Here is a 26,328-nt window from a genome sequence, read left to right on the forward strand (position 1 = left end):
GGATCCGGCCCCGGCCCCGGTCCCGGTGTCGATATCGGCCCCGGCCCCGACCCCGGGGTCAGTCCCGGTGCCGGTGCCGGAGCCGGAGCCGGTTCCGGCACCGGTCACGGTTCCGGTAGCCCCGGATTCGGGTGAAAGCGTCATCGCCACCAGCGCGCTCACCAAGCGCTACCGCGGTGGGCAGCTCGCCGTCGACCGACTCGATCTCGCCGTACCGGCGGGCAGCGTCTTCGGCTTCCTCGGGCCGAACGGCTCCGGGAAGACCACCACCATTCGCATGCTGATGGGCCTGATCGAGCCCACCTCGGGTACGGCCCGGGTGCTCGGCCGTCCGATGCCGGGCGCCTCCCGGGCCGTACTGCCGCACGTGGGCGCCCTCATCGAGGGACCGGCGCTGTACGGCTTCCTGTCCGGGCGGGACAACCTCATGCGGTACGACGCCGCCGACCCCACCGCCGACCCGCGGACCCGGCGTACGCGAGTCGCGGCCGCGCTGGACCGGGTGGGCCTGACACCTGCCGCGGGGAAGAAGGCGAAGGCGTACTCGCTGGGCATGAAGCAGCGTCTCGGTCTCGCGGCGGCGCTGCTCCAGCCGCGCAGGCTCCTGGTGCTGGACGAGCCGACCAACGGGCTGGACCCGCAGGGCATGCGGGAGATCCGGGCCCTGATCAGGGAGGTGGCGTCCGAGGGGACCACCGTCTTCCTCTCCTCCCACCTGCTGGACGAGATCGAGCAGGTGTGCACCCACGCCGCCGTGATGGCGCAGGGACGGCTGATCGCCCAGGGCGCGGTGGCCGAACTCGCGGCAGGGGCACGCGGGCGGCTGGTCGTGACCACGCCGGACGTCGGGGACGCGGCCCGGGTGCTCAAGGAACAGGGCATCACCGATGTCGTGGTGGAAGAGAACCGGGTGACCGGCGAGCCGCCGGGCCGCGAACTGGCGGACATCACCGCCGCGTTGGTGGCTGCCGGGGTGCGCGTACGCGGTTTCGGACTGGAACGGGCATCCCTTGAGGACGCGTTCGTGGCGCTGACGGGGGAGGGCTTCGATGTCGCGGGCTGAGGGCAAGGCGTCTGCCGGGAGCGAGGCGCCTTCTGGAGGTGAGGCGCTCGCCGTGGGGCCTGCCGACGGTACGTACGCGGGTGCGGGTGTGCCGAGCACGACAAGTACGCCCGGTAAGCCCGGTGCACCGAAAACGCCGAGCCCTTTGTGGACCTTCGGGCTGCTGCGCAGCGAACTGGGTGTCACCTTCCGCCGTTGGCGCACGCTCGCGCTGCTCGCCGTGCTCGCGGCCGTGCCGGTCATGGTGGGCGTGGCGGTGGAGATCGAGACGAGCGACGGTTCGTCGATCGACGGTGGAGGCGGCGGGGGTGGCGGGGGCCCGGTATTCATCGCCCAGATCACGAGCAACGGGCTTTTCCTGGTGTTCACGGCACTGGCCGCGACGCTGCCGTTCTTCCTCCCGATGGCGGTCGGGGTGATCGCCGGGGACGCGATCGCGGGCGAGGCGAACGCGGGAACGCTGCGTTATCTGTTGGTCTCCCCCGCAGGCCGCGTCCGGCTGCTGCTCGTCAAGTACGCGACCACGATGGTGTTCTGCCTGGTGGCCACGTTGGTGGTGGCGGCCTCGGCGCTCGCGGTGGGTGCCCTGCTGTTCCCGCTCGGCGAGGTCACGACGATCTCCGGAACGAGGATCGGCCTGGCGGAGGGCCTCGGCAGGGCGGTGCTGATCGCCCTGATGGTGGCCGCGTCCCTGCTCGGGCTGGCCGCCCTCGGCCTGTTCGTGTCCACCCTGACCAACAGCGGCATCGCGGCGATGGCCACCACGGTCGGATTGCTGATCACCGTGCAGATCCTCGACCAGATCCCGCAACTGTCCGCTCTTCAGCCGTACTTCTTCTCGCACTACTGGCTGTCGTTCGCGGACCTGATGCGGGACCCCGTCCACTGGGACGACCTGCTGCGCAACCTGGAGCTCCAGGCTCTCTACGCGGCGGTGTTCGGCTCGGCGGCGTGGGCGCGGTTCACGACGAGGGACATCACGGCGTGAGGACGGCCCGACGGGCTCAGGCCGCCGTCTCGTACGGGTAGCGGGCGAGCGGCGGTTCCTGCGCGAAGAACGTCTTGGCGCGGGCGAGGGCGGCCGTGTCGTTCAGGACGTCGCCGGGCTTGCTGCCGTTGCCGAGGAGGACCCCGCCGAAGCGCATGCCCAGGTAGGCGGCCGAGTGGTTGAGGGTGGTGACGAGCGGATCGGCGACCTCCTCCTCCTCGTGGGCGAGTGCGGTGACGCCCCACAGGGTGCGGCCGGCCATCCTCCGCTTGAAGTCGAGGCCCGGCGTGCGCAGCCAGCCCGACCAGTGGTCCAGATAGCGCTTGACGTGCGCGGAGACCGAGTACCAGTACAGCGGTGAGGCGATCACCAGATCCGTCGCGGCCAGCGTGGCGTCCAGCAGCAGCGCCGCGGCGTCGCCCTCCGGCCGCACGTGATCGCTGTCATGACGCAGGTCCTCGAAGTCGGGCAGCGGATGCTCGGCGAGGCTGATCCACCGCTGCCCGACCCCGGCGGGCAACTGCTCCGCCGCCTTGTGGGCGAGCATCTCGGTGTTGCCGTCGGCACGGCTGCTGCCGAGTACGAACAGGAAGTCGCGGGCCATGGTGTCCCCCAGGTGGTTGTCGCGGCACGGCGGTGGCGTGGCGGCGCCGACAGGCGCTGCTTGCACATGCATCATATGCGCGTGCATGTAGTTCTGCCAGGGGTGTCCGGGCCTTGTGCCTCAAGGCCGTGAGGGGGGAGCCGTGAGCCGACAGGCCAGCCGTCAGCCGGGAACCGGTACCCGTGCGCACAGACCGGCGCGTGCCTCCGCCGCCACCATGACCCACAGCAGCAGATCCTCGGCTCCCGGGCGGGCCACGACGTGCAGCCCGAGCGGACAGCCATCGGAACCGAAGCCCGCCGGGATGTTCGCCGCAGGATGCCCGCTCAGATTGAACGCCCAGGTCAACGCCGTGGAGTAACGATCGCCAGGCCCCTCGTGGCCGTGCGGCGCGTTGGGTGTGGCCGGGGTCAGCAGCAGGTCGACGTCGCCGAAGAGGGCAGCGAGCCGAGCGTCGTTGGCCGCCCGCAGCCGCTCCGCGTCCGCCGTGTCCGCACCCGGGGTACGCAGGGCCAGCCAGGCGGGCCCGGGATCGGCGAGCCGAAAGGGCGCCCGCTGTGCCGTTGACAACCGTACGACTCCGGCGGCGGCGAGCCGCAGCGCGGCGCCGCGGGCCACGCGGGCGGGCTCGGGATCGGGGCGGGCGAAGCCGAGATCGTCGGACCAGACGGCGGTCGGAGGGCAGGTCGGAGGAGCGGCTGGAGGAGCGGTCGAAGGGCCGGTCGGAGGGCCGGTCGGAGGGGCGGCCGAGGGGGATACCGGAAGCCCGCCACCGCCCTCACTGCCCTCTCCGCCCTCACTGCCCTCTTCGCCCTCTCCGCCCTCGCAGTCCTCGCTGTCCTGACCGTTCACGCCGGCCACGCACCGCCAGTACGCCGCCAAGTCCGGGGCACGACGAGCGAAGGCGCCGACCGCGGCCAGGGCCGTACGGTCCGCGGCCGGCAGACGCCCGTTCGTCGACTTCAGGCCGAACACCCCGCACCACGCGGCCGGAATGCGCACCGAGCCCGCCCCGTCGGTGCCGGTGGCCAGCGGCACGAGGCCGGCCGCCACGGCCGCCGCCGAACCTGCCGACGAGCCGCCCGGCGTGCGGTCGGCCCGCCACGGGTTGACCGTACGTCCTCCCGCGCCCGCTCCCCATGTCTGCCAGGCGGTTCCGGGACCCGGTACGGAGGTCGCACCCACGGGCACGCATCCGGCGGCGACGAGGGCCTCCGCCGTGCGCAGTCCACGCCGTCCCTTGACACCGATGGGTACGCCTGCGAGCGGCAGCCACTCGCCCGCGCCGATCCGGGCGTCGACCGCACGTGCCCGTCGCAGCGCGTCCGCGTGCCACACTTCGGTGAACGCACAGAGCACCGGTTCCACCTCGGCGATCCGCGCGAGCGCGGCCTCGACGACCTCGACGGCGCTCGCCCGGCGCGCCCGTACGGCGTCGGCGATCTCCTCGGCGGAACGGGCGGCGATGTCGTGTGCTTCCACGGTTCTCCCCGGTTCGCAGGCGTAGTCGTACGTACGTTCATCGATAGCAGCGGGTGAACTCCTGGGACGAGCTTGTGACGCGGTGGTGACGCACAGAGCCGGGGTGAGCGGAGAGACTCGACTGGCAGGGGGCAGGAGGAGGGACGGCATGGGGCACCGGGAACACAAGAGGGAACCTCAGGGGGCGGGCCACCCGCACCCGGAGCCGGGCGCGCAGACCGCCGTACTGAGCCACCTCCATCTCCTTGCGCTCGCCTCCGAAGCGGACCCCGGGCACAGGCCTGCACCCGTGCGGGAGTTCGCGGTCGCCGAGACCGTGGTGGAAGGCGGCGAGGCGGACGGTGCGGCAGTGCTCTCACCGCTCGCGGAGCCGATCACCCGGATCAACGAGGCCATCAGGGCGGGCCGGATCGCGGAGGCCGCCGAGCTGGCCGAGACGGCCACGGACCAGGCGGCGCCGATGTTCGGAGAGGAGCACCCGGGGGTGCTCCGGCTGCGCGAACTGACGGCCTACATCGCTTACCTGGCCGGTGACCCGCTCAGGTCCTGCCGGCTGTCGCTCGCCCTCGCCCGGCTCCGCCACCGCCTCCGCGACCCGCTCGCCGCGTACGGGCACGTACAGAGCGCCGCCGCGGCCTGGCGTGCCGTCCGCGATCCGCTGCAGGGTCTGCGCCTCGGCCGTGAGCTGCTCGGAGTGTGGGCCGAGATCGCGGCGGACGAGGGCCCCGCGGCCGACGACATCGAACAGCTGCAGTCGGCACATGCCCGCATGGGCCGACTGGCCGAACGCGCCCGCGCCCTCCACGGCACCCCCTGAGCCCGAGCGGGCCGCTCGCACGCCCAGGCCCGCGTCGGACCGGTGGTGGGGGAGCAGGGTGGCGGGGCGGTCGGCCGGCGGGGCGGCCGGGTGGCGGGGCGGCCGGTCTACGACTTGGCGTCCGCCGAGCCGGGAGCCGCGGCGATCACGGACTCGACATTCTCTGCCCGGACGTGCGCTGACCCGGTGCTCCCGGCTCCGGCGCTTCCGCCTCCAGCGCTCCCCGTCTCCCCGACCGCACCACCGGTACTGCCCGCCGCGTCGGCGGCCGTGCCGAGTGCCCGGGCAGCTCGCCGCGCGGTGCGCAACGCGTCCCAGGTCAGCAGGGCCAGCGCGAGCCAGACCAGAGAGAAGCCGGCCCAGCGCTCCGGCGGCATGGCCTCGTGGAAGTAGAGGATGCCCAGCAGGAACTGGAAGACGGGCGCCAGGTACTGCAGCAGCCCCAACGTGGACAACGGCACCCGGATCGCGGCGGCTCCGAAGCAGACGAGCGGCAGCGCGGTCACGACACCGGTCGCGGCGAGCAGAGCGGCGTGCCCGGCGCCCTCGGTGCCGAAGGTGGACCGGCCCTGCGAGCCCAGCCACAGCAGGTACGCCAGCGCGGGCAGGAACTGGACGGCCGTCTCGGCGGCCAGCGACTCGACCCCGCCGAGGTTGACCTTCTTCTTCACCAGGCCGTACGTGGCGAAGGAGAAGGCCAGGCAGAGGGAGATCCACGGCGGCTGCCCGTAACCGAAGGCGAGGACCAGGACGGCGGCGAAGCCGACACCGACCGCGGCCCACTGCACGGGCCGCAGCCGTTCCTTCAGCACCAGCACGCCGAGAGCGATGGTCACCAGCGGATTGATGAAGTACCCGAGGGACGCCTCGACCACGTGCCCGGCGTTGACGGCCCAGATGTAGACGCCCCAGTTGACGGTGATCACCGCGGCCGCGATCGTCACCAGGCCCAGCTTGCGCGGCTGCCGCAGCAGCTCACCGGCCCAGGCCCAACGCCGCAGCACCAGCAGCGCGACGCCGACGAGGACGAGGGACCAGACCATCCGGTGAGCGAGGATCTCGGCGGCACCGGAGGGTTTCAGCAAGGGCCAGAAGAGGGGAACGAGCCCCCACATCCCGTACGCCGCGAAACCGTTCAGCAGACCTGTCCGGTGCTCTCGCTTCGACTGCGCGGTCAACGGTTCCTCCTTCTTGCGGGCCGCCGTGAGCCGCGTAGACGCGCACGACCCTGATGAAGGTAGCGCCGACGACCCCCGCCTGTCATGTCCGTATCGCGATACAGTCATGACAGGCAGGTGTGGAAGACCTCGGAAGAACGAGTCAGCCCTTGAGCGCCGCCGCGATGGAGTCGGCGATCGGAGTGGTCGGGCGGCCGGTCAGCCGGGACAGGTCGCCGCTGGTACCGGCCAGCTCGCCCTTCGCGATGGAGGCGTCCACACCCGCCAGGATCCGGGCGAACGGCTCGGGCAGCCCCGCGCCGGTGAGGATGCCGACATAGGTCTCCTCGGGCACCGGGTTGTACGTGATCTCCTTGCCGGTCTGCCTGCTCAGCTCGGCGGCGTACTCGGCGAAGCTCCAGGCGGTGTCACCGGCCAGCTCGTACGTCTTGCCCTCGTGTCCCTCGCCGGTCAGGACGGCGACGGCCGCGGCCGCGTAGTCGGCGCGCGCGGCGGAGGCGACCCGGCCCTCGCCGGCCGCCTGGGTGACGGCGCCGTGCTCCAGGACCGGGGCGAGCTGCTCGGTGTAGTTCTCGTTGTACCAGCCGTTGCGCAGCAGGACGTAAGGCAGTCCGGACGCCACGAGCGCCTCCTCGGTGCCCCGGTGGTCGTCGGCGAGGGCGGCCCTGAGGGCGCCGGGGGCACTGGTGTAGGCGAGGAGCGCGGCACCGGCCGCCTTGGCGGCGCCGATCACGGTGCGGTGCTGGGCGACGCGGTCCTTGTCGGCCTCGCTGCCCGAGACGAGCAGCACCTTGTCGCCGGCCGAGACGACACCCTCGAAGGACGTGGGGTCGTCGTAGTTCGCGACCGCGACCCGGACCCCGCGGGCGGCGAGGCCGGCGGCCTTCTCCCGGTTCCGTACGACGGCGGTGATCTGCTCGGCCGGGACCTTCTCCAGCAGTCCCTCGACGACGAAACGGCCGAGGTTTCCCGTGGCTCCGGTGACGACGATGCTCATGGTCAGACTCCTTGTGTGTGGCTCTGACGCTCACCATATGTCCAGCACTAACTATTCGAAAGTACCAACTTTGAAGTAAGGTACTGATATGGGAGTAAGTACCTCGACGGAGGCCTCGCCCCGTAAGTCGGTCACCGACGGCGAGGCGATGTGCCCGTACCGCCTGGTCCTCGAGCACGTGACGAGCCGCTGGGGCGTACTGGTCCTGATCGCGCTGCTGGACCGCCCGCACCGTTTCAGTGAACTGCGCCGGGCGATCGGCAGGGTCAGCGAGAAGATGCTCACGCAGACGCTGCAGACCCTCGAACGCGACGGCCTGGTCCACCGCGACGCCAAGCCGGTGATCCCGCCGAGGGTGGACTACTCCCTGACCGAGCTGGGACGTGAGGCGGCCGAGCAGGTGCGCACCCTCGCGAACTGGACACAGGACCGCATGGGCCAGGTGCAGAAGGCACGGGAGGCGTACGACGCGGCGAGAGAACGACGGTGAACAAGGCGGGAGCGAGTCATGCACGTGCCGGAGCGAATCGTGCACATGCCGGAGCGTGCCGGGCACGCTGGGCAGAACCGCGGACGGTCACGCACAACAGAACCGGGGCGTACGGAATGCCCGTACGCCCCGGCCGTGCCAACCGACAGCTCGCCTTCAGCTCACCTGAGGCTCGCCCTCGACTTCTCCCCGTCCTCCCCCTCAGCCCACAACCGTCCAGGTGTCGTGCCCGGTGAGGAGGGCGGCCAGGTCTCCCTTGCCGTTCTGCTCGATGGCGGCGTCGAGCTGGTCGGCCATCTGGGTGTCGTAGACGGGCCGGTCGACGGAGCGGAAGACCCCGATCGGGGTGTGGTGCAGGGTGTCCGGGTCGGCCAGGCGGGACAGGGCGAAGGCGGTGGTCGGGGAGGCGGCGTGGGCGTCGTGGACCAGGACCTCCGCCTCGTTCCGCGGGGTGACGGTCACGGCCTTCAGGTCACCGGTGGCAGGGTCCCGCACGACGCCCTTGGCCAGGTCTGTGCCGAAGCGGATCGGCTGCCCGTGTTCCAGCCGGATCACGGCCTCCTCGGCCTGCTGTTTGTCCTTGAGTACCTCGAAGGCGCCGTCGTTGAAGATGTTGCAGTTCTGGTAGATCTCCACCAGTGCGGTGCCGGGGTGCGCGGCGGCCTGCCGCAGCACCTCGGTCAGGTGCTTGCGGTCGGAGTCCACGGTCCGCGCGACGAACGACGCCTCCGCGCCGAGGGCCAGGGACACCGGGTTGAACGGCGCGTCGAGGGAGCCCATCGGGGTCGACTTGGTGATCTTGCCGACCTCGGAGGTGGGCGAGTACTGGCCCTTGGTCAGGCCGTAGATCCGGTTGTTGAAGAGCAGGATCTTGAGGTTGACGTTGCGGCGCAGGGCGTGGATGAGGTGGTTGCCGCCGATGGACAGGGCGTCACCGTCCCCGGTGACCACCCACACGCTCAGGTCGCGGCGGGAGGTGGCCAGGCCGGTGGCGATGGCCGGGGCGCGGCCGTGGATGGAGTGCATCCCGTAGGTGTTCATGTAGTACGGGAAGCGGGACGAGCAGCCGATCCCGGAGACGAAGACGATGTTCTCCTTCGCCAGGCCGAGTTCGGGCAGGAAGCCCTGGACGGCGGCGAGGATCGCGTAGTCGCCGCAGCCGGGGCACCAGCGCACCTCCTGGTCGGACTTGAAGTCCTTCATGGACTGCCTGGCCTCGGCCTTGGGCACCAGCGAGAGCGCCTCGAGGGTGCCGGTGCCTTCCGCGGACGTCTCAGCCATCGATGGCCTCCTTGAAAGCCGTGGCGAGCTGCTCGGCCTTGAACGGCATGCCGTTGACCTGGGTGTAGGAGCGGGCGTCGACCAGGTACTTGGCCCGGATCAGCGTGGCGAGCTGACCGAGGTTCATCTCGGGCACGACCACCTTGTCGTAACGCCCCAGAACCTCTCCGAGATTCCTCGGGAAGGGGTTGAGGTGGCGCAGATGAGCCTGGGCGATGGCGGTGCCGGCCGCCCGCAGTCGCCGCACCGCCGCCGTGATCGGCCCGTATGTCGAGCCCCAGCCGAGCACCAGCGTGCGCGCCCCGTGCGGATCGTCGACGGCCAGGTCCGGCACCTCGATTCCGTCGATCTTGGCCTGCCGGGTGCGGACCATGAAGTCGTGGTTGGCCGGGTCGTAGGAGATGTGGCCGGTGCCGTCCTGCTTCTCGATGCCGCCGATACGGTGCTCCAGGCCCGGCGTGCCCGGCACCGCCCACGGCCGGGCCAGGGTGTGCGGGTCGCGCTTGTAGGGCCAGAACACCTCGGTGCCGTCGTCCAGGGTGTGGTTGGGGCCCTGCGCGAACTGCACCCGCAGGTCGGGCAGTTCCTCCGGCTCCGGGATCCGCCACGGCTCGGAGCCGTTGGCCAGATAGCCGTCGGACAGCAGCAGTACCGGGGTCCGGTAGGCCAGCGCGATCCGCGCCGCCTCCAGAGCCACGTCGAAGCAGTCGGCCGCCGTGCGCGGGGCGATCACCGGGACCGGAGCCTCGCCGTTGCGCCCGAACATCGCCTGCAGCAGGTCCGCCTGCTCGGTCTTGGTGGGCAGCCCCGTGGACGGCCCGCCGCGCTGGATGTCCACCACCAGCAGCGGCAGCTCCAGCGACACCGCCAGCCCGATGGTCTCCGACTTCAGCGCCACCCCGGGCCCGGAGGTGGTGGTCACCGCCAGCGCACCGCCGAACGCCGCGCCCAGCGCCGCGCCGATCCCGGCGATCTCGTCCTCGGCCTGGAAGGTCCGCACCCCGAAGTTCTTGTGCCGGGACAGCTCGTGCAGGATGTCCGAGGCCGGCGTGATCGGATACGAGCCCAGATACAGCGGCAGATCCGCCTGCCGGGACGCGGCGATCAACCCGTAGGCCAGCGCCAGATTGCCGGAGATATTGCGGTAGGTGCCCGGCGGGAACGCCGCCCCGGCCGGCGCCACCTCATAGGAGACCGCGAAGTCCTCGGTGGTCTCCCCGAAGTTCCACCCCGCCCGGAAAGCCGCCAGGTTCGCCGCCGCGATCACCGGCCGCCGCGCGAACTTCTTCTGCAAGAACTCCTCGGTGCCCGCGGTCGGCCGGTGATACATCCAGGACAGCAGCCCCAGTGCGAACATGTTCTTGCTGCGCTCGGCCTCCTTGCGGCTCAGCTCGAACTCCTGCAGCGCCTCCACGGTCAGCGTGGTCAGCGGCACCGGATGCAGTCGGTAGCCGGCCAGTGAGCCGTCCTCCAGCGGCGAGACGGCATAGCCCACCTTCTGCAGTGCCCGCCGGGTGAACTCGTCGGTGTTGACGATGATCTCCGCGCCGGGCGGCAGGTCGGCCAGGTTCGCCCGCAGCGCCGCCGGGTTCATCGCCACCAGCACGTCCGGCGCGTCCCCCGGGGTGAGGATGTCGTGGTCGGCGAAGTGCAGCTGGAAGGAGGAGACACCGGGCAGGGTGCCCGCGGGGGCCCGGATCTCGGCGGGGAAGTTCGGCAGCGTCGACAGGTCGTTGCCGAAGGACGCCGTCTCCGAGGTGAACCGGTCACCCGTCAGCTGCATACCGTCACCCGAGTCACCCGCAAAACGAATGATCACCCGGTCCAGCCGGCGGACATCCTTCACACCTGCCGGATTGCGCTGCTCTCCCGCGCCGGGTCCGTCGACCCGCTCTCCTGGCTGCTCCTCTGGACTGCTGACCTGGCTGGTCACTGAACTGGACCTCCTTCGAGGCGGCTGCCCGGGAGCTGCCCTCCCGCCGGCCTTCCCACGGCCAACCCTACGTCTGTAAGGGTCGACTTCCCCTGGATGTTCGCATAGTGGACACCAATCTGAGACCGCTTGGTGCCCGGACTTGTCACCATTTACCCGCCCCCCGGTGCTTCTCTGAAGACGCTCCGCGCTCGTCTCCTGGTTCTGGTCCTGGTCCTGACCATTCCCTGATGGCAGACGCATTCAACAATCGACAAGAGCTGACGTGGTGTCAGCCCGTCACGAGTTCAGATACGTCAGGACCGCCAGGACACGCCGGTGGTCGCCGTCGCTCTGCGACAGGCCGAGCTTGAGGAAGATGTTGCTGACGTGCTTCTCGACGGCTCCGTCGCTCACCACGAGCTGGCGGGCGATGGCCGAGTTGGTCCGCCCCTCGGCCATGAGGCTGAGCACTTCCCGCTCTCTCGGGGTGAGTCCCGCGAGCACGTCCTGCTTCCGGCTGCGCCCGAGCAACTGCGCGACCACCTCCGGGTCCAGCGCGGTGCCCCCTCGGGCCACCCGCACGACCGCGTCGACGAACTCACGCACGTCGGCTACCCGGTCCTTCAGCAGATAGCCGACCCCGTGACTGGAACCGGCCAGCAGCTCGGTGGCGTACTGCTCCTCCACGTACTGTGACAGCACGAGTACGCCCAGCTCGGCATGGTGTCGACGCAACTGCACCGCGGCTCTGACGCCTTCGTCCGTGTGCGTCGGGGGCATCCGGACGTCCGCGACCACCACGTCGGGCAACTCGCCCTGCGCCGCCAGGTCGGTGATCGTCTTGATCAGCGCGTCCCCGTCCCCGACACCCGCCACGACCTCGTGCCCGCGGTCGGTCAGCAGCCGGGTCAGCCCCTCTCTGAGCAGTACCGAGTCCTCGGCGATGACCACCCGCACCCTGTCCTCCACGTTCCGGCCCCCCGAGCCCTGTGTGTCCGATGCCCCTCGGCACATCAGTATCCCGCGATCCGCCGTCTCCCACGGGGCCTGTGGATAACTCGCCGACTGCCTCGCCGACTGAGGCGAACGGCCGCCACACGGCACCGCCCTCTGCCCGTAGGAACGGCGGGGCAGAGGGCGCAGAAGAGACATCGCATCGCAGAACGAAGGCTGGAGACCAGTGCGGGAGACGCCGGAGGACGGATGGTGCGCAGAAGAGCGGTGGTGCAGCGAGGAGCGGGCCGGGCCGGGCAAGAGGTGTACATGCGAGCAGGCTTTCAAGCAGGCAATGGGCGTGCTCACGGCCGCCCCCGCCTCCGAGATGCCTACATGTTGCGCCAGGGCAGCTCCGCCGTCACCCGAGTGGGCCCGCCTACCGGAGAGTTCACCACCAGGATGCCGTCGACCGCATCCAACCGCTCGGCCAGCCCCGCCAGCCCGGATCCCCCAGACACCTCGGCGCCGCCCACCCCGTCGTCCACGACCTGCAACATCAGCCGGTCGTCCACCTTCCACACATCCACGCTCGCCCGGGTGGCCCGCGCATGCTTGCTGATGTTCTGCAGCAGCTCCGACACCGTGAAGTACGCGATTCCCTCGATCGCCGGCACCGGCCGGGCCGGTAGATCCACGTCCACCTGCACCGGCACCGCACACCGCGACGCCACCGCCGACAGCGCCGCGTCGAGTCCCCGGTCGGTCAGCACCGCAGGGTGGATGCCGCGTGCCAGGTCCCGCAGCTCCTGCAGCGCCGTCTTCACCTCGCCGTGCGCCTCGTCCACCATGCGCGCCGCAGCCTCCGGATCGTCCGTCAGCTTCTCCTTCGCCAGCCCCAGATCCATGGCCAGCGCCACCAGCCGGGCCTGCGCACCGTCATGCAGATCGCGCTCGATGCGCCGCAGGTCGGCCGCGGCGGTATCCACGACGGTTCCCCGGTCCCACTCCAGTTCCACCACGCGCGTCACCAGCCGGGACGGCCCCAGCAGGCCCTGCACCATCAACCGGTCCACCAGCGTCAGGGCCCGCACGATCCAGGGTGTGGCCAGGGTGAACAGCAGTCCGATCGCGGCGGTCACGGTTATCTCGAAGGGATTGTCCAGGTACACGCTGTGCGTCTCGTCGCCGTACAGCTGCAGACCGTCCTGTCCCGCCCACATCGGGAAGACCCAGAACCACAAGGGATACGTCAGCAACGCCCACCCGTACGTCCACAGGCTCAGCGCCACCGAGAACGAGAACACGGCCCACGGGAACTGCACGATCGCGTAGAGCAGATGCCGCCACGAGGTCCCGCTCTTGAGAACGGCACCCATCCAGGCCGTGATCCCCGCCCGCTTCGTCCGCAGCGGCTCGGGCTCGGACACCGTCACACCGAGCAGCCCGCGCGCCCGCGCCCGCTCCAGCGCCCCGAACCCCCGGCAGCCCGCCAGCGCGGCGGCCAGTACCGGCACACCGAGGAAGGTGATCAGCAGGCCCGCGCCGAGCGACGTCATGGTCACGGCGTACGTGAACATGACCACCGCGACCGGCAGGCTCAGCAGCACATAGGCGAGCTCCCGCCAGCTGCGTGCCTCGAACGGTGCCCGTAGCCCCGCCGGGAGCCGGTGTCGCCGCTCCTCGGACACCTCGTCATCCCAGCTACCGTGCCCGTGCCCATACCCATACCTGTACTCCGTGGCCATCGCCGCCGTCCGTTTCTCCTGCGATCCGCAGTGGGATCCCCCACCTGGGATGTCGTCATTCCGTCGGAGTCCCGCTGTTCTTCGGCCGGGTATCCGCCGGGTTTCCGTCCTGGCTCCACACTGCTCGGGTTGCGGTAAACGGACCATGGAGGCCGTCGGCGTCTTGGAAGGGGGGTTTTCCCTACCTCAGCTCTTCACCTCGGGTCTTCGCCTCGGGTCTTCGCCTCGGGTCTTCGCCTCGGGTCTTCGCCTCAGGTCTTCGCCTCGGGTCTTCGCCTCAGGTCTTCGCCTCGGGTCTTCGCCTCAGGTCTTCGCCCCGCGTTTTCTTCTCTGTCTTCTCCGCCTTCTCCGCCTTCTCCGCTTTCTGTGCCTTCACTGCCTTCACCTCAGGGCTTCGCGGACGCTCGCCGTGTCCCCTCGTCCCCTCGGTCCCGCCACGGCAGCTCCGCTGTCACCGTGGTCGGGCCGCCCACCGGTGACTCGATGACGAACAGGCCGTCCACCGCGCCCAGCCGGTCCGCGAGCCCCGCCATGCCCGTACCGCCGTCCAGCCGGGCACCGCCACGGCCGTCGTCCCAGACCTGGATGAGCAGCCGGTCGTCCGCCCGCCACACGTCCACGGAGGCGGACCGGGCCCCACTGTGCTTGCTGACGTTCTGCAGGAGCTCGGAGACCGTGAAGTACGCGATGCCTTCGATGGCGGCGGCAGGCCGCGTATCCAGGTCCACGCTCACCTTCACGGACGCCGTGCAGCGGGACGCCACCGCCGACAGCGCCGCGTCGAGTCCCCGGTCGGTCAGCACCGCGGGGTGGATGCCGCGTGCCAGGTCCCGCAGTTCCTGGAGCGCCAGCTTCACCTCGCCGTGCGCCTCCTCGACCATCGCCGCCGCGGAGTCGGGGTCCTCCAGGAGTTTCTCCTTGGCGAGCCCGAGGCCCATGGCGAGGTTCACCAGCCGGGCCTGCGCACCGTCATGCAGATCGCGCTCGATGCGCCGTAGATCGGCGGCGGCAGTGTCGACGACGACACCCCGGTCCGACTCCAGCTCCGCTATACGGCGCTCCAACTGCTCCGAGGGGGACAGCAGGCCGCGCACCATGGCTCGGTCCACGTGTGTCAGACCGCGTGCGATGAACGGCAGCACCGGCCACAGCACGAACAGCGACACAAGAGTGACCGTGAACGTCACGACACTCCAGGGCAGCCGTGTGAGCTCGTACAGCATCGTGCGCCAGCCCACCGGATCCTTCACGGCCATCCACAACTGCGCGAGAGCGCCCTCGCCCCTGCGCAAGGGCAGCCGGCTCGGCTCGTCCACCTGTATTCCCAGCAGCACCCGAGCCCGCGCCCGCTCCAGCTTCCCCAACTGCCGGACACCTGTCAGCGCGGCCGCGAGCAGCGGGAAACCGATCACGGTCACCGTCAGGAGCGCGCTGGTGAACAGCACGCTCACGACGTACGTGAAACCGATCAGTGTCACCGGCAGATTGGCCAGAAGATGGGCGATCTCCTTCCAGGTCTGCGCCCCGAACGCGAACCGGGCCGGCGGCAGCGGAGGGGACACCGGTGCGCTGGAAGAACCCCGACGCCCGTATGCCAAGCCCTGTCCGTGCGTCGAGCCCTGTCCGTGCGTCGAGCCCTGTCCGTGCACCGGGCCTTGCCCGTACACAGAGGTCCGCTCCTGCGGCGAGGTCTGCGCTCGCGGCGAGGTTCGCTCTTGTGGCGAAGTCCGATCCTGCGAAGCGGGTCGGCTCTGCGGCGGGGACTGCTCGTCCCGCGGAGCGTCCCCGGAGGGTGGTCGCCCCTGTGGGCCGTTGGGCTGTGCGGGATCGGCGGAGATGCGAGCGGTCATGGCACCAGCGTGCCCGTCGGTACCAGGGCCGCGCCATGAGGTGGACCGCCCGGACACCCTGGGGAAAACCCCACCCTCCGCGGAACCCTTCCCCCAATGCGGGAAACCCGCCCTTCACAGGCGTCCCGTACGGCTGGGCACAAGCCCGTCGGAACAACGTCCGCATGCCGGGCCGTGACAGGCTGCTTACCGTCTCTTTAGCAGGGCCTAGACTCCCGTGCGTACAGATCGTCGAACATGGCGTATCAAGGAGCGAGACCGGAGTGACCGAAGAGGCCGGAAGCCCGGTTTCGCCGTGTCGCACCAGGTGTACGAGGTCTACCAGGTCGGCGAGGTCAGGGAGCGAGGGACGGACGTGCCGGAACCGACGGGTGTCGCCGCTGTCGCGGAGCGTGGAACAGTGATCGCGTCGGACTACTTCCAGTCCTATTCGGTTGTCGGACTGCTTGCTGTCGTCGGCGTGCTGTTCGTGGCTGTCGCCTTCGCCGCGGGCCGCCTGCTGCGCCCGGTCGTGCCCACGCCTGAGAAGCTCATGACGTACGAGTGCGGGGTCGACCCCGTCGGCGAGGGCTGGGCCCACACTCAGGTCCGCTACTACGTCTACGCGTTCCTGTACGTGATCTTCGCCGTCGACTCGATCTTCCTGTTCCCCTGGGCGACGGTCTTCGCCGACCGCGACTACGGCGCGACGACTCTGGTGGAGATGTTCGTCTTCCTGGGCTTCCTCGCCGTGGGCCTGCTGTACGCATACAAGAAGGGCGTCCTGGCATGGACGTGACCCACTCGACCTGCACCTCTGGTACCTCTGGTACCTCTGGTACCTCTGGTACCTCTGGCACCTCCGGAATCTCCGGCGACTCCAGTGCCTCCGAGACCTCTCGGCCAGTGCTGCTACCGGAGCCGAAGCGCCTGGGCGCACTCGCCCGCCTCGCTCCCGAGCCGATGAAAGTGGTCTTGAACTGGGGCCGCCGCTACTCGCTTTGGGTCTTCAACTTCGGCCTCGCGTGCTGCGCCATCGAGTTCATCGCCGCGTCGATGTCCCGCCACGACTTCATCCGCCTCGGTGTGATCCCGTTCGCGCCGGGCCCGCGCCAGGCCGACCTGATGGTCGTCTCCGGCACCGTCACGGACAAGATGGCGCCGGCCGTGAAGCGTCTGTACGAGCAGATGCCGGAGCCGAAGTACGTCATCTCGTTCGGCGCGTGCAGCAACTGCGGCGGCCCCTACTGGGACTCGTACTCCGTGACCAAGGGCGTCGACCAGATCATCCCCGTCGACGTGTACGTCCCCGGCTGTCCGCCGCGTCCGGAGGCTCTGCTCCAGGGCATTCTGAAGCTTCAGGAGAAGATCGCACGCGAATCCCTGGGGGAGCGGTACGGCAACGGCACCGGCGTGCGTCCCTCGACGGCCGCTCTCCAGAGCGGGCTCGTGCGCCCGCCGTCGCCGATGCCGGGAGGGGCGGACGCCACGGCCGCTGCCACCACCTCCGCTGCCACCATCTCCGCTTCCTCATCCGCTGCCCCTTCCTCATCCGCTGCCGCTTCCGACTCCGCGTCCGCGTCCGCCGACTCCGCGTCCGCCGATTTCGCGGAAGGGGAGGGAGACCGGTGACCGGCTGGCTCCCCGCCCCCGTCGAGGAACTCTTCGGCCCGGACGCCGCAGCCGAGGAGTCCTACGGCGTCCTCACCGTGGACGTCCCGTCCGCATCCTGGACGGACGCACTGCGAACGGCCCACTCACGCCTGGGCTGCACGTACTTCGACTGGCTCAGTGCGGTCGACGAGCCCGGCACCGGCTTCCACGTATCGGCTCATGTGGTGGCCCTGTCCCCGGTGCGCCGCCTGCTCCTGCGCACGACGGTTCCGCACGGCGCTCCCGTCCTTGCTTCGGCCGTCGACGTCTACGCGGGCGCGGCCTGGCACGAACGCGAGACCCACGAGATGTTCGGCGTGACCTTCGACGGCCACCCCGGACTCGACCCGCTCCTCCTGCCCGAGAACTTCGAGGGGCACCCGCTGCGCAAAGACTTCGTCCTGGCTGCGCGGGTCGCGAAAGCATGGCCGGGCGCCAAGGAGCCGGGCGAATCGGACCACGGCGGCCCCAAGCGCCGTCAGATGCTGCCTCCAGGTGTGCCGGACCCCAACGAGTGGGGCCCCTTGAAGGGCCAGCTTCCCCCAGCCCCGGCCCGCCCCACCCGTGACCGCCCCTCCCGCGCGGCCGGCGACCGTCCTGCCCGACCTGCTCGCGCCGCTGGTGACCGCCCGGTACGCCGCGCCCGCACCGCGAGTGAGGGGTCGGCCAGCCAGCGCGTTCAGGACGCAGCTGCGCCGGAAGCGGCGGCTGTCTCCGAGCCGACGCCGCCTCCCGCTGGTCAACGTCGTTCGCGCAGCGCGAGCGAGGGCTCGGCCAGCCAGCGCGCCCGGAGCGCAGCTGCACCGGAAGCGACGCCCTCGGCCGAGCCTGCGCCGCCGACCGATCCGGCATCCCCGGCCGCTGGGCCGCGACGTGCTCGCCGTGCCTCCGAGGGCTCGGCGAGCCAGCGCCCGGCCTCCGGTCCGGGTGAGCCCTCGCCCCGCACCGAGCGCCCCGGCCCGCAGGCCCCCACGGCACCCCGCAGCGCGGACGCGCCTTGGCACCATGCCCGCCCTACTTTCGATGAACCCGAGCCGAAGCCGAAGCCCGAGCCGAAGCCCGAGCCGAAGCCCGAGCCGAAGCCCGAGCCGAAGCCCGAGGCGAAGCCGGTGCCAAAGCCGAAGCCCGAGTCCGAGCTGAAGTTGGAACCGAAGCCCGAGCCCGAGCTGAAGCCGGAGCCGAAACCCGAGCCGAACCCCGAGCCAAGGCAGGACCACGCTACCGAGTCGACCCCGCCTCAGACCCCCTCGGCGTCGACGCCGACGTCAGCGCCAGCGCCAGCGCCAGCGCCACACGCACCATCGGAGCCGTCCGACCCCGCCCCCCCGACCCCCGACGCCCCCGCAGGAGGCACGCAGTGAACGACGCTCTCGACGTCGCTCTGCGACTCCTCGTCGTCTTCGTCGTCTTCCTCGCCTTTCCTCTGATCGTGGGTCAGACCGAGCACAAGGTCATGGCCCACATGCAGGGCCGCCTCGGCCCCATGTACGCCGGTGGCTTCCACGGCTGGGCCCAGCTCGTCGCCGACGGAGTCAAGTTCGCCCAGAAGGAAGACGTCGTCCCCGCAGGAGCGGACCGCCGTATCTTCCAGCTCGCCCCCGCCGTAGCCCTCCTGCCGTACCTCCTGGTGCTCCTCGCCATCCCCATCGGTCCGGGCGAGGGCGCGGTCGGTCAGGCCGTCGACGCGGGTATCTTCTTCGTCCTCGCCGTGATGGGCGTGGGCGTCCTCGGCTCCCTCATGGCCGGATGGGCCTCCGCCAACAAGTTCTCCCTCCTCGGTGGCCTCCGCACCGCCGCTCAGCTCCTCGCCTACGAACTCCCGATGCTGCTCGCCGCCGCCTCCGTCGCCATGGCGGCCGGCACCGTCTCCCTCCCCGGCATCGTCGACGCCTTTCAGTGGTGGTGGCTGCCGTGGCAGATCGTCGGCGCGATCGTCTTCTTCGTCGCCGGCCTCGCCGAGCTGCAGCGCCCGCCGTTCGACATGCCGGTCGCCGACTCGGAGATCATCTTCGGTGCGTACACCGAGTACACCGGCCTGCGCTTCGCTCTCTTCCTCCTCGCCGAGTACGCCGGGATCGTCGTCCTGTGCGGCCTGACCACCGTCCTCTTCCTGGGTGGCTGGCACGGACCCTGGGGCGCTGACGGCCTCGGCTGGGTCTGGACCCTGCTGAAGACCGCCATCCTCGCCTTCGTCGTCATCTGGCTGCGCGTCACCTACCCCCGGCTCCGCGAGGACCAGCTGCAGAAGCTCTCCTGGACCCTCCTGGTCCCGCTCGCCCTCGCCCAGATCGCCCTCACCGGCGTCGTCAAGGTGGTGATCCAGTAACGATGTCCCGCCCGCTGTCCGACCACCACACCTCGCCGACGTCTGCCGAGCGGTCCCGTCGGCCGATTCCCGGGTCCGGCCTGGCCAAGGGTCTGGCCGTCACCCTGCGCACGATGATGAAGAAGACCGTCACCGAGCAGTATCCGGAGGTGCAGCCCGACCTCCCGCCCCGCACCCGCGGAGTCATCGGTCTCTTCGAGGAGAACTGCACGGTCTGCATGCTGTGCGCCCGCGAGTGCCCGGACTGGTGCATCTATATCGACTCCCACAAGGAGACGGTCCCGCCTGCCGCCCCGGGCGGCCGCGAGCGCAGCCGTAATGTCCTCGACCGCTTCGCCATCGACTTCTCCCTCTGCATGTACTGCGGTATCTGCATCGAGGTGTGTCCCTTCGACGCCCTCTTCTGGTCCCCGGAGTTCGAGTACGCCGAGACCGACATCCGCGACCTCACCCACGAGCGCGACAAGCTCCGCGAGTGGATGTGGACGGTGCCGGCCCCGCCCGCCCTCGACCCCGGTGCGGAGGAGCCGAAGGAGATCGCCGCCGCTCGCAAGGCTGCCGAGAAGCTGGCCGCCCAGCAGGAGACCGCGGCTGCTCAGCCCGTCGCCCCCTCCCCGCCCTCGGCCACCTCCCCGACCGGGACGGAGCCGCACGCGGACGAGCAGGCCCGAGCCGCCGAACGGCCGACCCGGCCGATGGGCGGTTCCCAGCAGCAGACGGACCAGCCGCGGCAGGAGGACCGGGAATGACCCTCGCAGCGGCCGCCGGCCTTTCCCACACTCAAGGTTTCCTCTCGCCGACCGGCGTGGAGATCGCCTTCCTCCTCGTCGGCCTGGTCACCTTCGGCGCCGCCGTCGTCACCGTCACCACCCGGCAGCTGGTGCACGCCGCACTGTGGCTCGTGGTGGCCCTCGGTGGCCTCGCCGTCGAGTACCTCCTGCTCACAGCCGAGTTCATCGCCTGGGTGCAGGTCCTCATCTACGTCGGTTCCGTCGTCGTCCTCCTTCTGTTCGGTCTGATGCTCACCAAAGCCCCCATCGGACGCTCACCGGACGCCGACTCCGGCAACCGCTGGGCCGCCCTCGCCGTGGCCGTCGCCTCGGCTGCCGCTCTGGTCTGGGTCGTCGTCGACGCCTTCCGTACGACCTGGATCGATCTGGACGGGCGCGCCGCGGGCTCCACCGAGGTGACCGGCGAAGCCCTCTTCCAGAACTGGGTCCTCCCGTTCGAGGCTCTCTCCGTTCTCCTCCTCGCCGCTCTCGTCGGCGCCATCGTCCTGTCCCGCAAGGCGAAGGCCACCCCCACCAGCGCCGCCTCTGCCGACGCCACTCCGACCGGCCCCACCCCCGGCAACGGCACCACGACGCGCACCCCCACCGGAGCAGCCACCCCGAGCCGCGGGACCTCCGACGGTCCCTCGCCCGCCCCCGGTGGGCGCTCCTCAGCCTCCGACGGGCGCTCCTCCGCTTCCAACGGGCAGCCCTCGCCCCAGGAAGGGGCCCGCTGATGCACCTCGCCTACCCCGCCGTGCTTTCCGCCCTCCTCTTCTGCACGGGCCTGTACGGAGTCCTCGCCCGCCGCAACGCGATTCTGGTCCTGATGTCGGTCGAGCTCATGCTCAACGCCGTCAATCTGAACCTCGTCGCCTTCGACGTCTGGCTCAGCAAGGCCGCCCAGGAGACCCTGCACTCCGGCCAGGCACTCACCCTCTTCACCATCGCCATCGCCGCCGCCGAGATCGGCATCGGCCTGGCGATCGTCCTCGCCGTCCACCGCAACCGCGGCACCGCGGACATCGACAAGCTCCGCGACACCGCCGAGGGCCACGAGCACGACGGCCCCAGCAGCGACGGTTCCGACAGCGACGCCCCCGCGACCTCCGCGACCGGGACGGCCGCCGAGAAGGCCGAGGCCACCGCGTGACCACCACCACCCTCGCCGTCCTCGTCCCCCTCCTTCCGTTCCTGGGCGCCGCCGCAGGCCTGCTCCTGGGCCGCACGGCCCCCGGCTTCGTCCGTCCCCTCGCCGTCCTGCCGGCCCTCGCGGCCCTCGCCCTCGCCGTGCTGGTCGCCGTGCGCCAGGGTGGCGGCCGGGCCGTGGACGCCGCCACGGAACTCACGCCCACCGGCTCGATCCCCATCGAGCTCGCCCTGCACATCGACGGCTTCGCCGCGCTCGTCGCCGTTCTGGTCGGCCTGGTCGCCACCTGCGTGCAGATCTACTCGACGGGCTATCTGCGCGACGACCCGCGCTACCCCTCGTACGCCGCTCTCGTCTCCCTCTTCACCTCCGCGATGCTGCTCGTCGTCTACTCGGGCGACCTGATGGTGCTGCTGGTCGGCTGGGAGATCATGGGCATCTGCTCCTACTTCCTCGTCGGCCACTACTGGGAGACCCCCGAGGCCCGCGCCGCCTCGATCAAGGCCTTCCTCGTCACCAAGCTCGGCGACGTCCCGTTCCTCATCGGTCTGTTCGCGCTCGCCGTGGACGCCGGGTCCTTCCGCATCACGACCGTCCTGGGCACGGTCGCGAGCGGCGGGCTCGACCATCCGACGCTCATCGCCCTGCTGCTCCTCGCCGGTGTGGCGGGCAAGTCGGCACAGTTCCCGCTGCACACCTGGCTCCCCGACGCGATGGCGGGCCCCACGCCCGTCTCCGCGCTGATCCACGCAGCGACGATGGTCGCCGCCGGTGTCTACTTCATCGCCCGGCTCCTCCCGGTGTTCGCCGCATCCTCGGCGGCCCTGCTCGTCCTCGCCGTCATGGCCGCGGTCACGATGGCCGGCTCGGCGCTCGCCGCGCTCGCCCAGGACGACATCAAGCGCGTCCTCGCGTACTCGACGATCGGCCAGCTCGGCTACATGACGGGCGCCCTCGCCGTCGGTGATCGCGGTGCCGCCGTCTTCCACCTCCTGTCGCACGGCGCCTTCAAGGCGCTGCTGTTCCTCGCGGCCGGCGTGATCATCCACGCCGCCGGCACCAACTCGCTGGCCGCCATGTCCCGTATGAAGGACCTGCGCACCCGCGTCCCGGACGCCTACTGGACGATGACCGTGGCACTCCTCGCCCTCGCCGCGATCCCGCCCTTCAGCGGCTTCTTCTCCAAGGAAGCCGTCCTCGGAGCCGCCGAGCACGCGGCCACCGGCCATGCCGAGCACGTCCCCGGCGCCGTCGGCTGGATCGTGCTCGTCGCCGGCCTGCTCACGGCCCTGCTCACCGCCGCCTACGCCACCCGCCTGTGGCTGCTCGCCTTCCGGGGCCGCGGGGCCGAAGCCCCTGACCACGGCAGGCAGCCGGTCGCCATGAACGCCGTGCTCTGGCTCCTCGCGGTGCCATCGATCGCGTTCGGCCTGGCCACCGGGGTGCTGCCCGACTGGTTCGACGGCCGTGACCTGACCCCGACCCTGACCACGTCCGTCCTCGGTACGGGTCTCGCCCTGGTCGGCGGACTCGTCACGTACGGCACCTGGCGGCACACCACCGCCCTCGCGGGCAGCGTCCCGCTGGGTGCGGTCGCCGCCCACCCGGAGGCCGACGCGGGCAAGGTGGAGGCCGAGGCGATCGCGAGCCACACGCCCGCCTACGGGGATGTGGCCTCCGCAGCCGATCCGGCCGACCCGGGCCGGCTGCTGCTCGGCCCGCTGCACCGGCCCGCGGCCGCCGGTTTCCACCTCGACGCCGTGTACGCGGCCCTCTTCGTCCGCCCGGTCCAGGCCGCGGCGCGTCTCGTCCGCTTCCTCGACCGCGAGGTCGTCGACACCTACGTACGCGGCGCGAGTGCCGTACCCCGCCTGCTCGGCGCGGCCGTCCGGCGTGCCCAGACCGGCAATGTGCAGACCTATGTGAGCGCGCTGCTCGCCGGCACCGTCGTCCTGGTGGTCGCCGCCCTCCTCGTCGCCACGGGAGCGTGAGCAGGCGTGATCGATATCAGCGAGTCCGTGATGCAGTTCCTTCTGGCATTGATCGTCGTCGGCCCGCTCCTCGGAGCGGTCGCCGCCCTCCTGCCGGCCCCGCCCGGGCTGAAGGGGAAGTCACCGGAGCAGGCCGTGCTACGCCACGGCGTGACCGTGACCGGCGCGATCCTCATCGCCATGGTCGTGCTCGCGCTCGGCTTCGACCACGACCACCCGTCGAGGATGCAGGCCAGCACGGACATCAGCTGGATCCCCGCACTCGACGTGCGCATCCACCTGGGCGTCGACGGCATTTCCCTCCCCCTCCTGGTCCTGACCGCGCTGCTGACCTTCCTCTGCGCGCTGTACTCGTACTTCAAGCCGCCCGCGGGCCCGGCACCGAAGGCCTTCGTGGCGCTGCTGCTCGTCCTCGAGTCCGGCACCCTCGCGACCTTCGCCGTCCTCGACCTGCTGCTGTTCTTCCTGGCGTTCGAGACGGTGCTCATCCCGATGTACTTCCTCATCGCCCGCTGGGGCGGTGCGGAGCGGACCCGGGCCGCCTGGAAGTTCATCCTCTACACACTGCTCGGTTCCGTGCTCATGCTGCTGGGCCTGCTCCTGATCGGACTCAAGGCGGACACGTTCGACATGGTGGCACTCGCCACTGACAACGGCCGGTCGCTCACCACATCCGTGCAGGTCATCGCCGTTCTGGCGATCGGTGTAGGGCTCGCGGTCAAGACGCCGATGTGGCCGTTGCACAGCTGGCTCCCGGACGCCCACACCGCCGCGCCGACCGTCGGTTCCGTCCTGCTGGCCGGTGTCCTGCTCAAGATGGGTACGTACGGTTTCGTCCGGATCCTGCTGCCGGTCGCACCCGACGGCTTCCGCACCTTCGCCCCGTACCTCGCGGCCTTCGCGGTCGTCGGCATCATCTACGGTTCCCTGGCCTGCCTCGCTCTCGCCCGGCAGGGCGCGAAGGGCGACCTCAAGCGCCTCATCGCGTACTCCTCCGTCGGCCACATGGGCTTCGTCCTGCTCGGCATCGCCACGATGACCCCGACCGGAGTGAACGGCGCCCTCTTCGCGAACATCGCCCACGGCCTCATCACCGGCCTGCTGTTCTTCCTGGTCGGCGCGTTGAAGGACCGCACCGGCACGACCGACCTCGACACCCTCGCCCAGGAGACCGGCGCCGCTCTCTACGGCCGGGCACCGCGCTTGGGCGGCCTCCTCGCCTTCGCAGCCGTGGCCTCGCTCGGGCTGCCGGGCCTCGCCGGGTTCTGGGGCGAGATGCTGGCGCTGTTCGGCGCGTTCCGGCCCGCCGACGGTCTCAGCCGCCCGGCCTTCCTCACGTTCATGGCGATCGCCGCGTTCGGCACCCTCCTCACTGCCGCGTACCTGCTCGTCGTCGTACGCCGCGTCTGCATGGGCGCGCTGCCGCACGAGGACCGGAGCCGCCCGGAGCTCACCGACGTCCAGACGTACGAGTTCGCGGCCTGGACCCCGCTCGTCGTCCTCACCGTCGTCGCCGGCCTCTGGCCCGCGGCGCTCCTCGGCCTGACCGACCCGGCCGTGCAGCAGCTCCTCGCAGGAGGCACCCGATGAGCTCCCTGGCCCAGTCCGTGGTCCAGTCCGTCGACTGGCTCACGATCGCCCCGCCCACCATCGCCGCGGTCGTCGGACTGGTCGTGCTCGTCGCCGACCTGTTCGTGGGCGACCACAGGAAGGCCCTGCTCGGCTGGGTGTCGGTCGCGGGCCTTGCCGTCTCGGTGCTGGCCCTGCTGCCTCTGCTGGACGGCGACCGCTCCACCTTCTGCCTCGCTCGCGACGCCGGCGTCTGCAGCTACACCGCCGACCGGTTCGCGCTCGTCATCCAGTTCCTGGTGCTCGGCGGCGCTCTCCTGGCCGCCCTGCTGTCGATGACGGCTCTGAAGGACGCGCGCAGAGAACTCCCCGAAGGGGAGTTCTGGTTCCTGCTGCTGTCGTCCGCCGCGGGCGCCGCGCTCCTGCCCGCTTCCCGCGACCTCGCGACCCTCATCGTCGCGCTGGAGATCGCCTCCCTGCCGGCCTTCGCCCTCGTCGGCCTCCGGTACGGCGACCGACGCTCCTCCGAAGCGGCCCTGAAGTTCTTCCTGTCCTCGGTCACCGCGACCGCTGTCAGTCTGATGGGCATCAGCTTCGTGTACGCGGTCACGGGCACTCTGTACCTCACCGAGATCGCCGACGGCATCCAGAACGTCGACGGACAGCTTCAGACGCTCGCCCAGGCCGGCGTCGTCCTGACCCTCGTCGGTTTCGCCTTCAAGACGGCCGCGGTGCCGTTCCACTTCTGGGTGCCCGACACCTATGTGGGCGCGCCGATCCCCGTGGCCGCCTACCTGTCGGTCGTCGGCAAGGCGGTCGGCTTCTCGGGGCTGATCCTCGTCACCGTCGTCGCGCTCCCGTCGTACGCGGACGTCTGGGGCCCGGCGCTCGCCGCTCTGGCGGCCCTCACCATGACCGTCGGCAACGTCGGTGCCCTTCGCCAGCAGGTCACGCGCGCGTACAGCGCGGTACGGCTCCTCGCCTGGTCCTCAGTCGGCCAGGCAGGCTATCTCCTCGTGCCGATCGCGGCGGCCGCGTACTCCGACGACGCCCAGCAGCCGATCGGCTCCACCGTCGCCTACGCGCTGATGTACGCCGCCGTGAACCTCGGCGCCTTCGCGGTGGCGGCCCTGGTCGCCCGAACCAAGCCGCTGAACCGCGTCAGCGACTACCGGGGCCTGTACGCCGCCAGTCCGCTCACCGCCCTGCTCCTGGGCTTCTTCCTGCTCTGCCTCGCAGGGCTGCCCCCGGGCATCATCGGGCTCTTCGCCAAGGTGACCGTCTTCTCGGCCGCCGTCGACGCGGGCCTCGGCTGGCTCGCCGTGGTCATGGCCGTCAACGTGGTGATCGCCCTCTTCTACTACCTCCAGTGGACGGCCCTGCTGTTCCGGGCCCCCGAGGGCACACCCGAGAAGTACCGCGCCACGGCCCCGCTGACGGCAGCCATCGCCCTCACCGGGATTCTGGGCATCGCCCTCTCCGGAGCACCGCAGCTCGTCCTGCGCTTCGCCGACACCGGCCTCTTCTGAGCCACGGACCGCATT

General features: G+C 70.7%; 23 protein-coding genes. 14 read left to right on the forward strand and 9 right to left on the reverse strand.

Annotated features, from left to right (window positions below):
• Positions 1 to 73 precede the first annotated feature (73 nt).
• Complete coding sequence (locus IE242_RS19405) at positions 74 to 1,063, forward strand: ABC transporter ATP-binding protein (RefSeq protein WP_229859135.1); 990 nt, start codon at positions 74 to 76, stop codon at positions 1,061 to 1,063.
• A complete protein-coding gene (locus IE242_RS19410) occupies positions 1,050 to 2,051 on the forward strand; it encodes an ABC transporter permease (protein WP_189860949.1) in 1,002 nt (333 codons plus the stop codon). Before IE242_RS19405 ends, IE242_RS19410 begins: the two co-directional genes overlap by 14 nt.
• Positions 2,052 to 2,067: 16 nt before the next feature.
• Here the strand turns inward: IE242_RS19410 and IE242_RS19415 are convergent, their stop codons facing one another.
• On the reverse strand, positions 2,068 to 2,655 hold the full coding sequence (locus IE242_RS19415; RefSeq protein WP_189861266.1) for a flavodoxin family protein: 588 nt from the start codon (positions 2,653 to 2,655) through the stop codon (positions 2,068 to 2,070).
• Positions 2,656 to 2,817: 162 nt separating this feature from the next.
• Positions 2,818 to 4,137, reverse strand: coding sequence for an amidase (locus tag IE242_RS19420; protein WP_229859137.1), 1,320 nt, complete (start codon positions 4,135 to 4,137; stop codon positions 2,818 to 2,820).
• A gap of 148 nt (positions 4,138 to 4,285) precedes the next feature.
• Between IE242_RS19420 and IE242_RS19425 the strand changes: the two genes are divergently transcribed.
• Complete coding sequence (locus tag IE242_RS19425; protein ID WP_189860953.1) at positions 4,286 to 4,954, forward strand: hypothetical protein; 669 nt, start codon at positions 4,286 to 4,288, stop codon at positions 4,952 to 4,954.
• A 107-nt stretch (positions 4,955 to 5,061) separates the two neighbouring features.
• Here the strand turns inward: IE242_RS19425 and rarD are convergent, their stop codons facing one another.
• Both rarD and IE242_RS19435 read right to left on the reverse strand, forming a co-directional pair.
• A complete protein-coding gene (gene rarD, locus IE242_RS19430; protein ID WP_373299547.1) occupies positions 5,062 to 6,069 on the reverse strand; it encodes an EamA family transporter RarD in 1,008 nt (335 codons plus the stop codon).
• A gap of 205 nt (positions 6,070 to 6,274) precedes the next feature.
• Positions 6,275 to 7,129, reverse strand: a complete 855-nt coding sequence (locus IE242_RS19435) for an SDR family oxidoreductase (protein ID WP_189860957.1) — start codon at positions 7,127 to 7,129, stop codon at positions 6,275 to 6,277.
• 88 nt (positions 7,130 to 7,217) lie between these two features.
• Here IE242_RS19435 and IE242_RS19440 point away from each other — a divergent pair, with 88 nt between their 5' ends.
• Positions 7,218 to 7,619 carry a winged helix-turn-helix transcriptional regulator gene (locus tag IE242_RS19440; RefSeq protein WP_189860958.1) on the forward strand — a complete coding sequence of 134 codons (402 nt, stop codon included), beginning with the start codon at positions 7,218 to 7,220 and terminating at the stop codon, positions 7,617 to 7,619.
• Positions 7,620 to 7,820: 201 nt separating this feature from the next.
• Here IE242_RS19440 and IE242_RS19445 read toward each other — a convergent pair whose 3' ends face one another.
• The 5 genes from IE242_RS19445 to IE242_RS19465 form a co-directional block, all read right to left on the reverse strand.
• Positions 7,821 to 8,900, reverse strand: coding sequence for a 2-oxoacid:ferredoxin oxidoreductase subunit beta (locus IE242_RS19445; RefSeq protein WP_189860960.1), 1,080 nt, complete (start codon positions 8,898 to 8,900; stop codon positions 7,821 to 7,823).
• Positions 8,893 to 10,833, reverse strand: a complete 1,941-nt coding sequence (locus IE242_RS19450; RefSeq protein ID WP_189860962.1) for a 2-oxoacid:acceptor oxidoreductase subunit alpha — start codon at positions 10,831 to 10,833, stop codon at positions 8,893 to 8,895. Before IE242_RS19450 ends, IE242_RS19445 begins: the two co-directional genes overlap by 8 nt.
• Positions 10,834 to 11,112: 279 nt before the next feature.
• The gene (locus IE242_RS19455) at positions 11,113 to 11,772 is read right to left on the reverse strand and encodes a response regulator transcription factor (RefSeq protein WP_276530289.1); all 660 of its coding nucleotides are present in this window, start codon (positions 11,770 to 11,772) and stop codon (positions 11,113 to 11,115) included.
• A 368-nt stretch (positions 11,773 to 12,140) separates the two neighbouring features.
• Positions 12,141 to 13,496 carry a sensor histidine kinase gene (locus IE242_RS19460; protein ID WP_189860966.1) on the reverse strand — a complete coding sequence of 452 codons (1,356 nt, stop codon included), beginning with the start codon at positions 13,494 to 13,496 and terminating at the stop codon, positions 12,141 to 12,143.
• A gap of 386 nt (positions 13,497 to 13,882) precedes the next feature.
• On the reverse strand, positions 13,883 to 15,094 hold the full coding sequence (locus IE242_RS19465; protein ID WP_189860968.1) for a sensor histidine kinase: 1,212 nt from the start codon (positions 15,092 to 15,094) through the stop codon (positions 13,883 to 13,885).
• A 607-nt stretch (positions 15,095 to 15,701) separates the two neighbouring features.
• Between IE242_RS19465 and IE242_RS19470 the strand changes: the two genes are divergently transcribed.
• From IE242_RS19470 to IE242_RS19515, 10 genes are read left to right on the forward strand one after another with little or no spacing between them, the layout of a single operon-like run.
• The gene (locus IE242_RS19470) at positions 15,702 to 16,124 is read left to right on the forward strand and encodes an NADH-quinone oxidoreductase subunit A (protein ID WP_189861270.1); all 423 of its coding nucleotides are present in this window, start codon (positions 15,702 to 15,704) and stop codon (positions 16,122 to 16,124) included.
• Positions 16,115 to 16,957, forward strand: coding sequence for an NADH-quinone oxidoreductase subunit B (locus IE242_RS19475; RefSeq protein WP_229859141.1), 843 nt, complete (start codon positions 16,115 to 16,117; stop codon positions 16,955 to 16,957). Before IE242_RS19470 ends, IE242_RS19475 begins: the two co-directional genes overlap by 10 nt.
• Positions 16,954 to 18,339 carry an NADH-quinone oxidoreductase subunit C gene (locus tag IE242_RS19480; RefSeq protein WP_189860969.1) on the forward strand — a complete coding sequence of 462 codons (1,386 nt, stop codon included), beginning with the start codon at positions 16,954 to 16,956 and terminating at the stop codon, positions 18,337 to 18,339. Before IE242_RS19475 ends, IE242_RS19480 begins: the two co-directional genes overlap by 4 nt.
• Entirely contained in the window at positions 18,336 to 19,304 is a 969-nt protein-coding gene (locus IE242_RS19485; RefSeq protein ID WP_189860971.1) for a complex I subunit 1/NuoH family protein, read from the forward strand. Before IE242_RS19480 ends, IE242_RS19485 begins: the two co-directional genes overlap by 4 nt.
• A 2-nt stretch (positions 19,305 to 19,306) precedes the next feature.
• Complete coding sequence (locus IE242_RS19490; RefSeq protein ID WP_189860973.1) at positions 19,307 to 20,053, forward strand: NuoI/complex I 23 kDa subunit family protein; 747 nt, start codon at positions 19,307 to 19,309, stop codon at positions 20,051 to 20,053.
• Entirely contained in the window at positions 20,050 to 20,811 is a 762-nt protein-coding gene (locus tag IE242_RS19495) for an NADH-quinone oxidoreductase subunit J (RefSeq protein WP_189860975.1), read from the forward strand. Before IE242_RS19490 ends, IE242_RS19495 begins: the two co-directional genes overlap by 4 nt.
• Positions 20,811 to 21,227 carry an NADH-quinone oxidoreductase subunit NuoK gene (gene nuoK, locus IE242_RS19500; protein ID WP_189860977.1) on the forward strand — a complete coding sequence of 139 codons (417 nt, stop codon included), beginning with the start codon at positions 20,811 to 20,813 and terminating at the stop codon, positions 21,225 to 21,227. Before IE242_RS19495 ends, nuoK begins: the two co-directional genes overlap by 1 nt.
• Positions 21,224 to 23,215, forward strand: coding sequence for an NADH-quinone oxidoreductase subunit 5 family protein (locus IE242_RS19505; protein ID WP_189860979.1), 1,992 nt, complete (start codon positions 21,224 to 21,226; stop codon positions 23,213 to 23,215). The genes nuoK and IE242_RS19505 overlap by 4 nt, the downstream gene beginning before the upstream one ends.
• A 6-nt stretch (positions 23,216 to 23,221) precedes the next feature.
• Positions 23,222 to 24,805, forward strand: a complete 1,584-nt coding sequence (locus IE242_RS19510) for an NADH-quinone oxidoreductase subunit M (RefSeq protein WP_189860981.1) — start codon at positions 23,222 to 23,224, stop codon at positions 24,803 to 24,805.
• Positions 24,802 to 26,313, forward strand: a complete 1,512-nt coding sequence (locus IE242_RS19515; RefSeq protein WP_189860983.1) for an NADH-quinone oxidoreductase subunit N — start codon at positions 24,802 to 24,804, stop codon at positions 26,311 to 26,313. Before IE242_RS19510 ends, IE242_RS19515 begins: the two co-directional genes overlap by 4 nt.
• Positions 26,314 to 26,328 lie beyond the last annotated feature (15 nt).

It is taken from the genome of Streptomyces poonensis (genome assembly GCF_014650915.1).
In the GTDB taxonomy this organism is placed as follows: domain Bacteria; phylum Actinomycetota; class Actinomycetes; order Streptomycetales; family Streptomycetaceae; genus Streptomyces; species Streptomyces poonensis.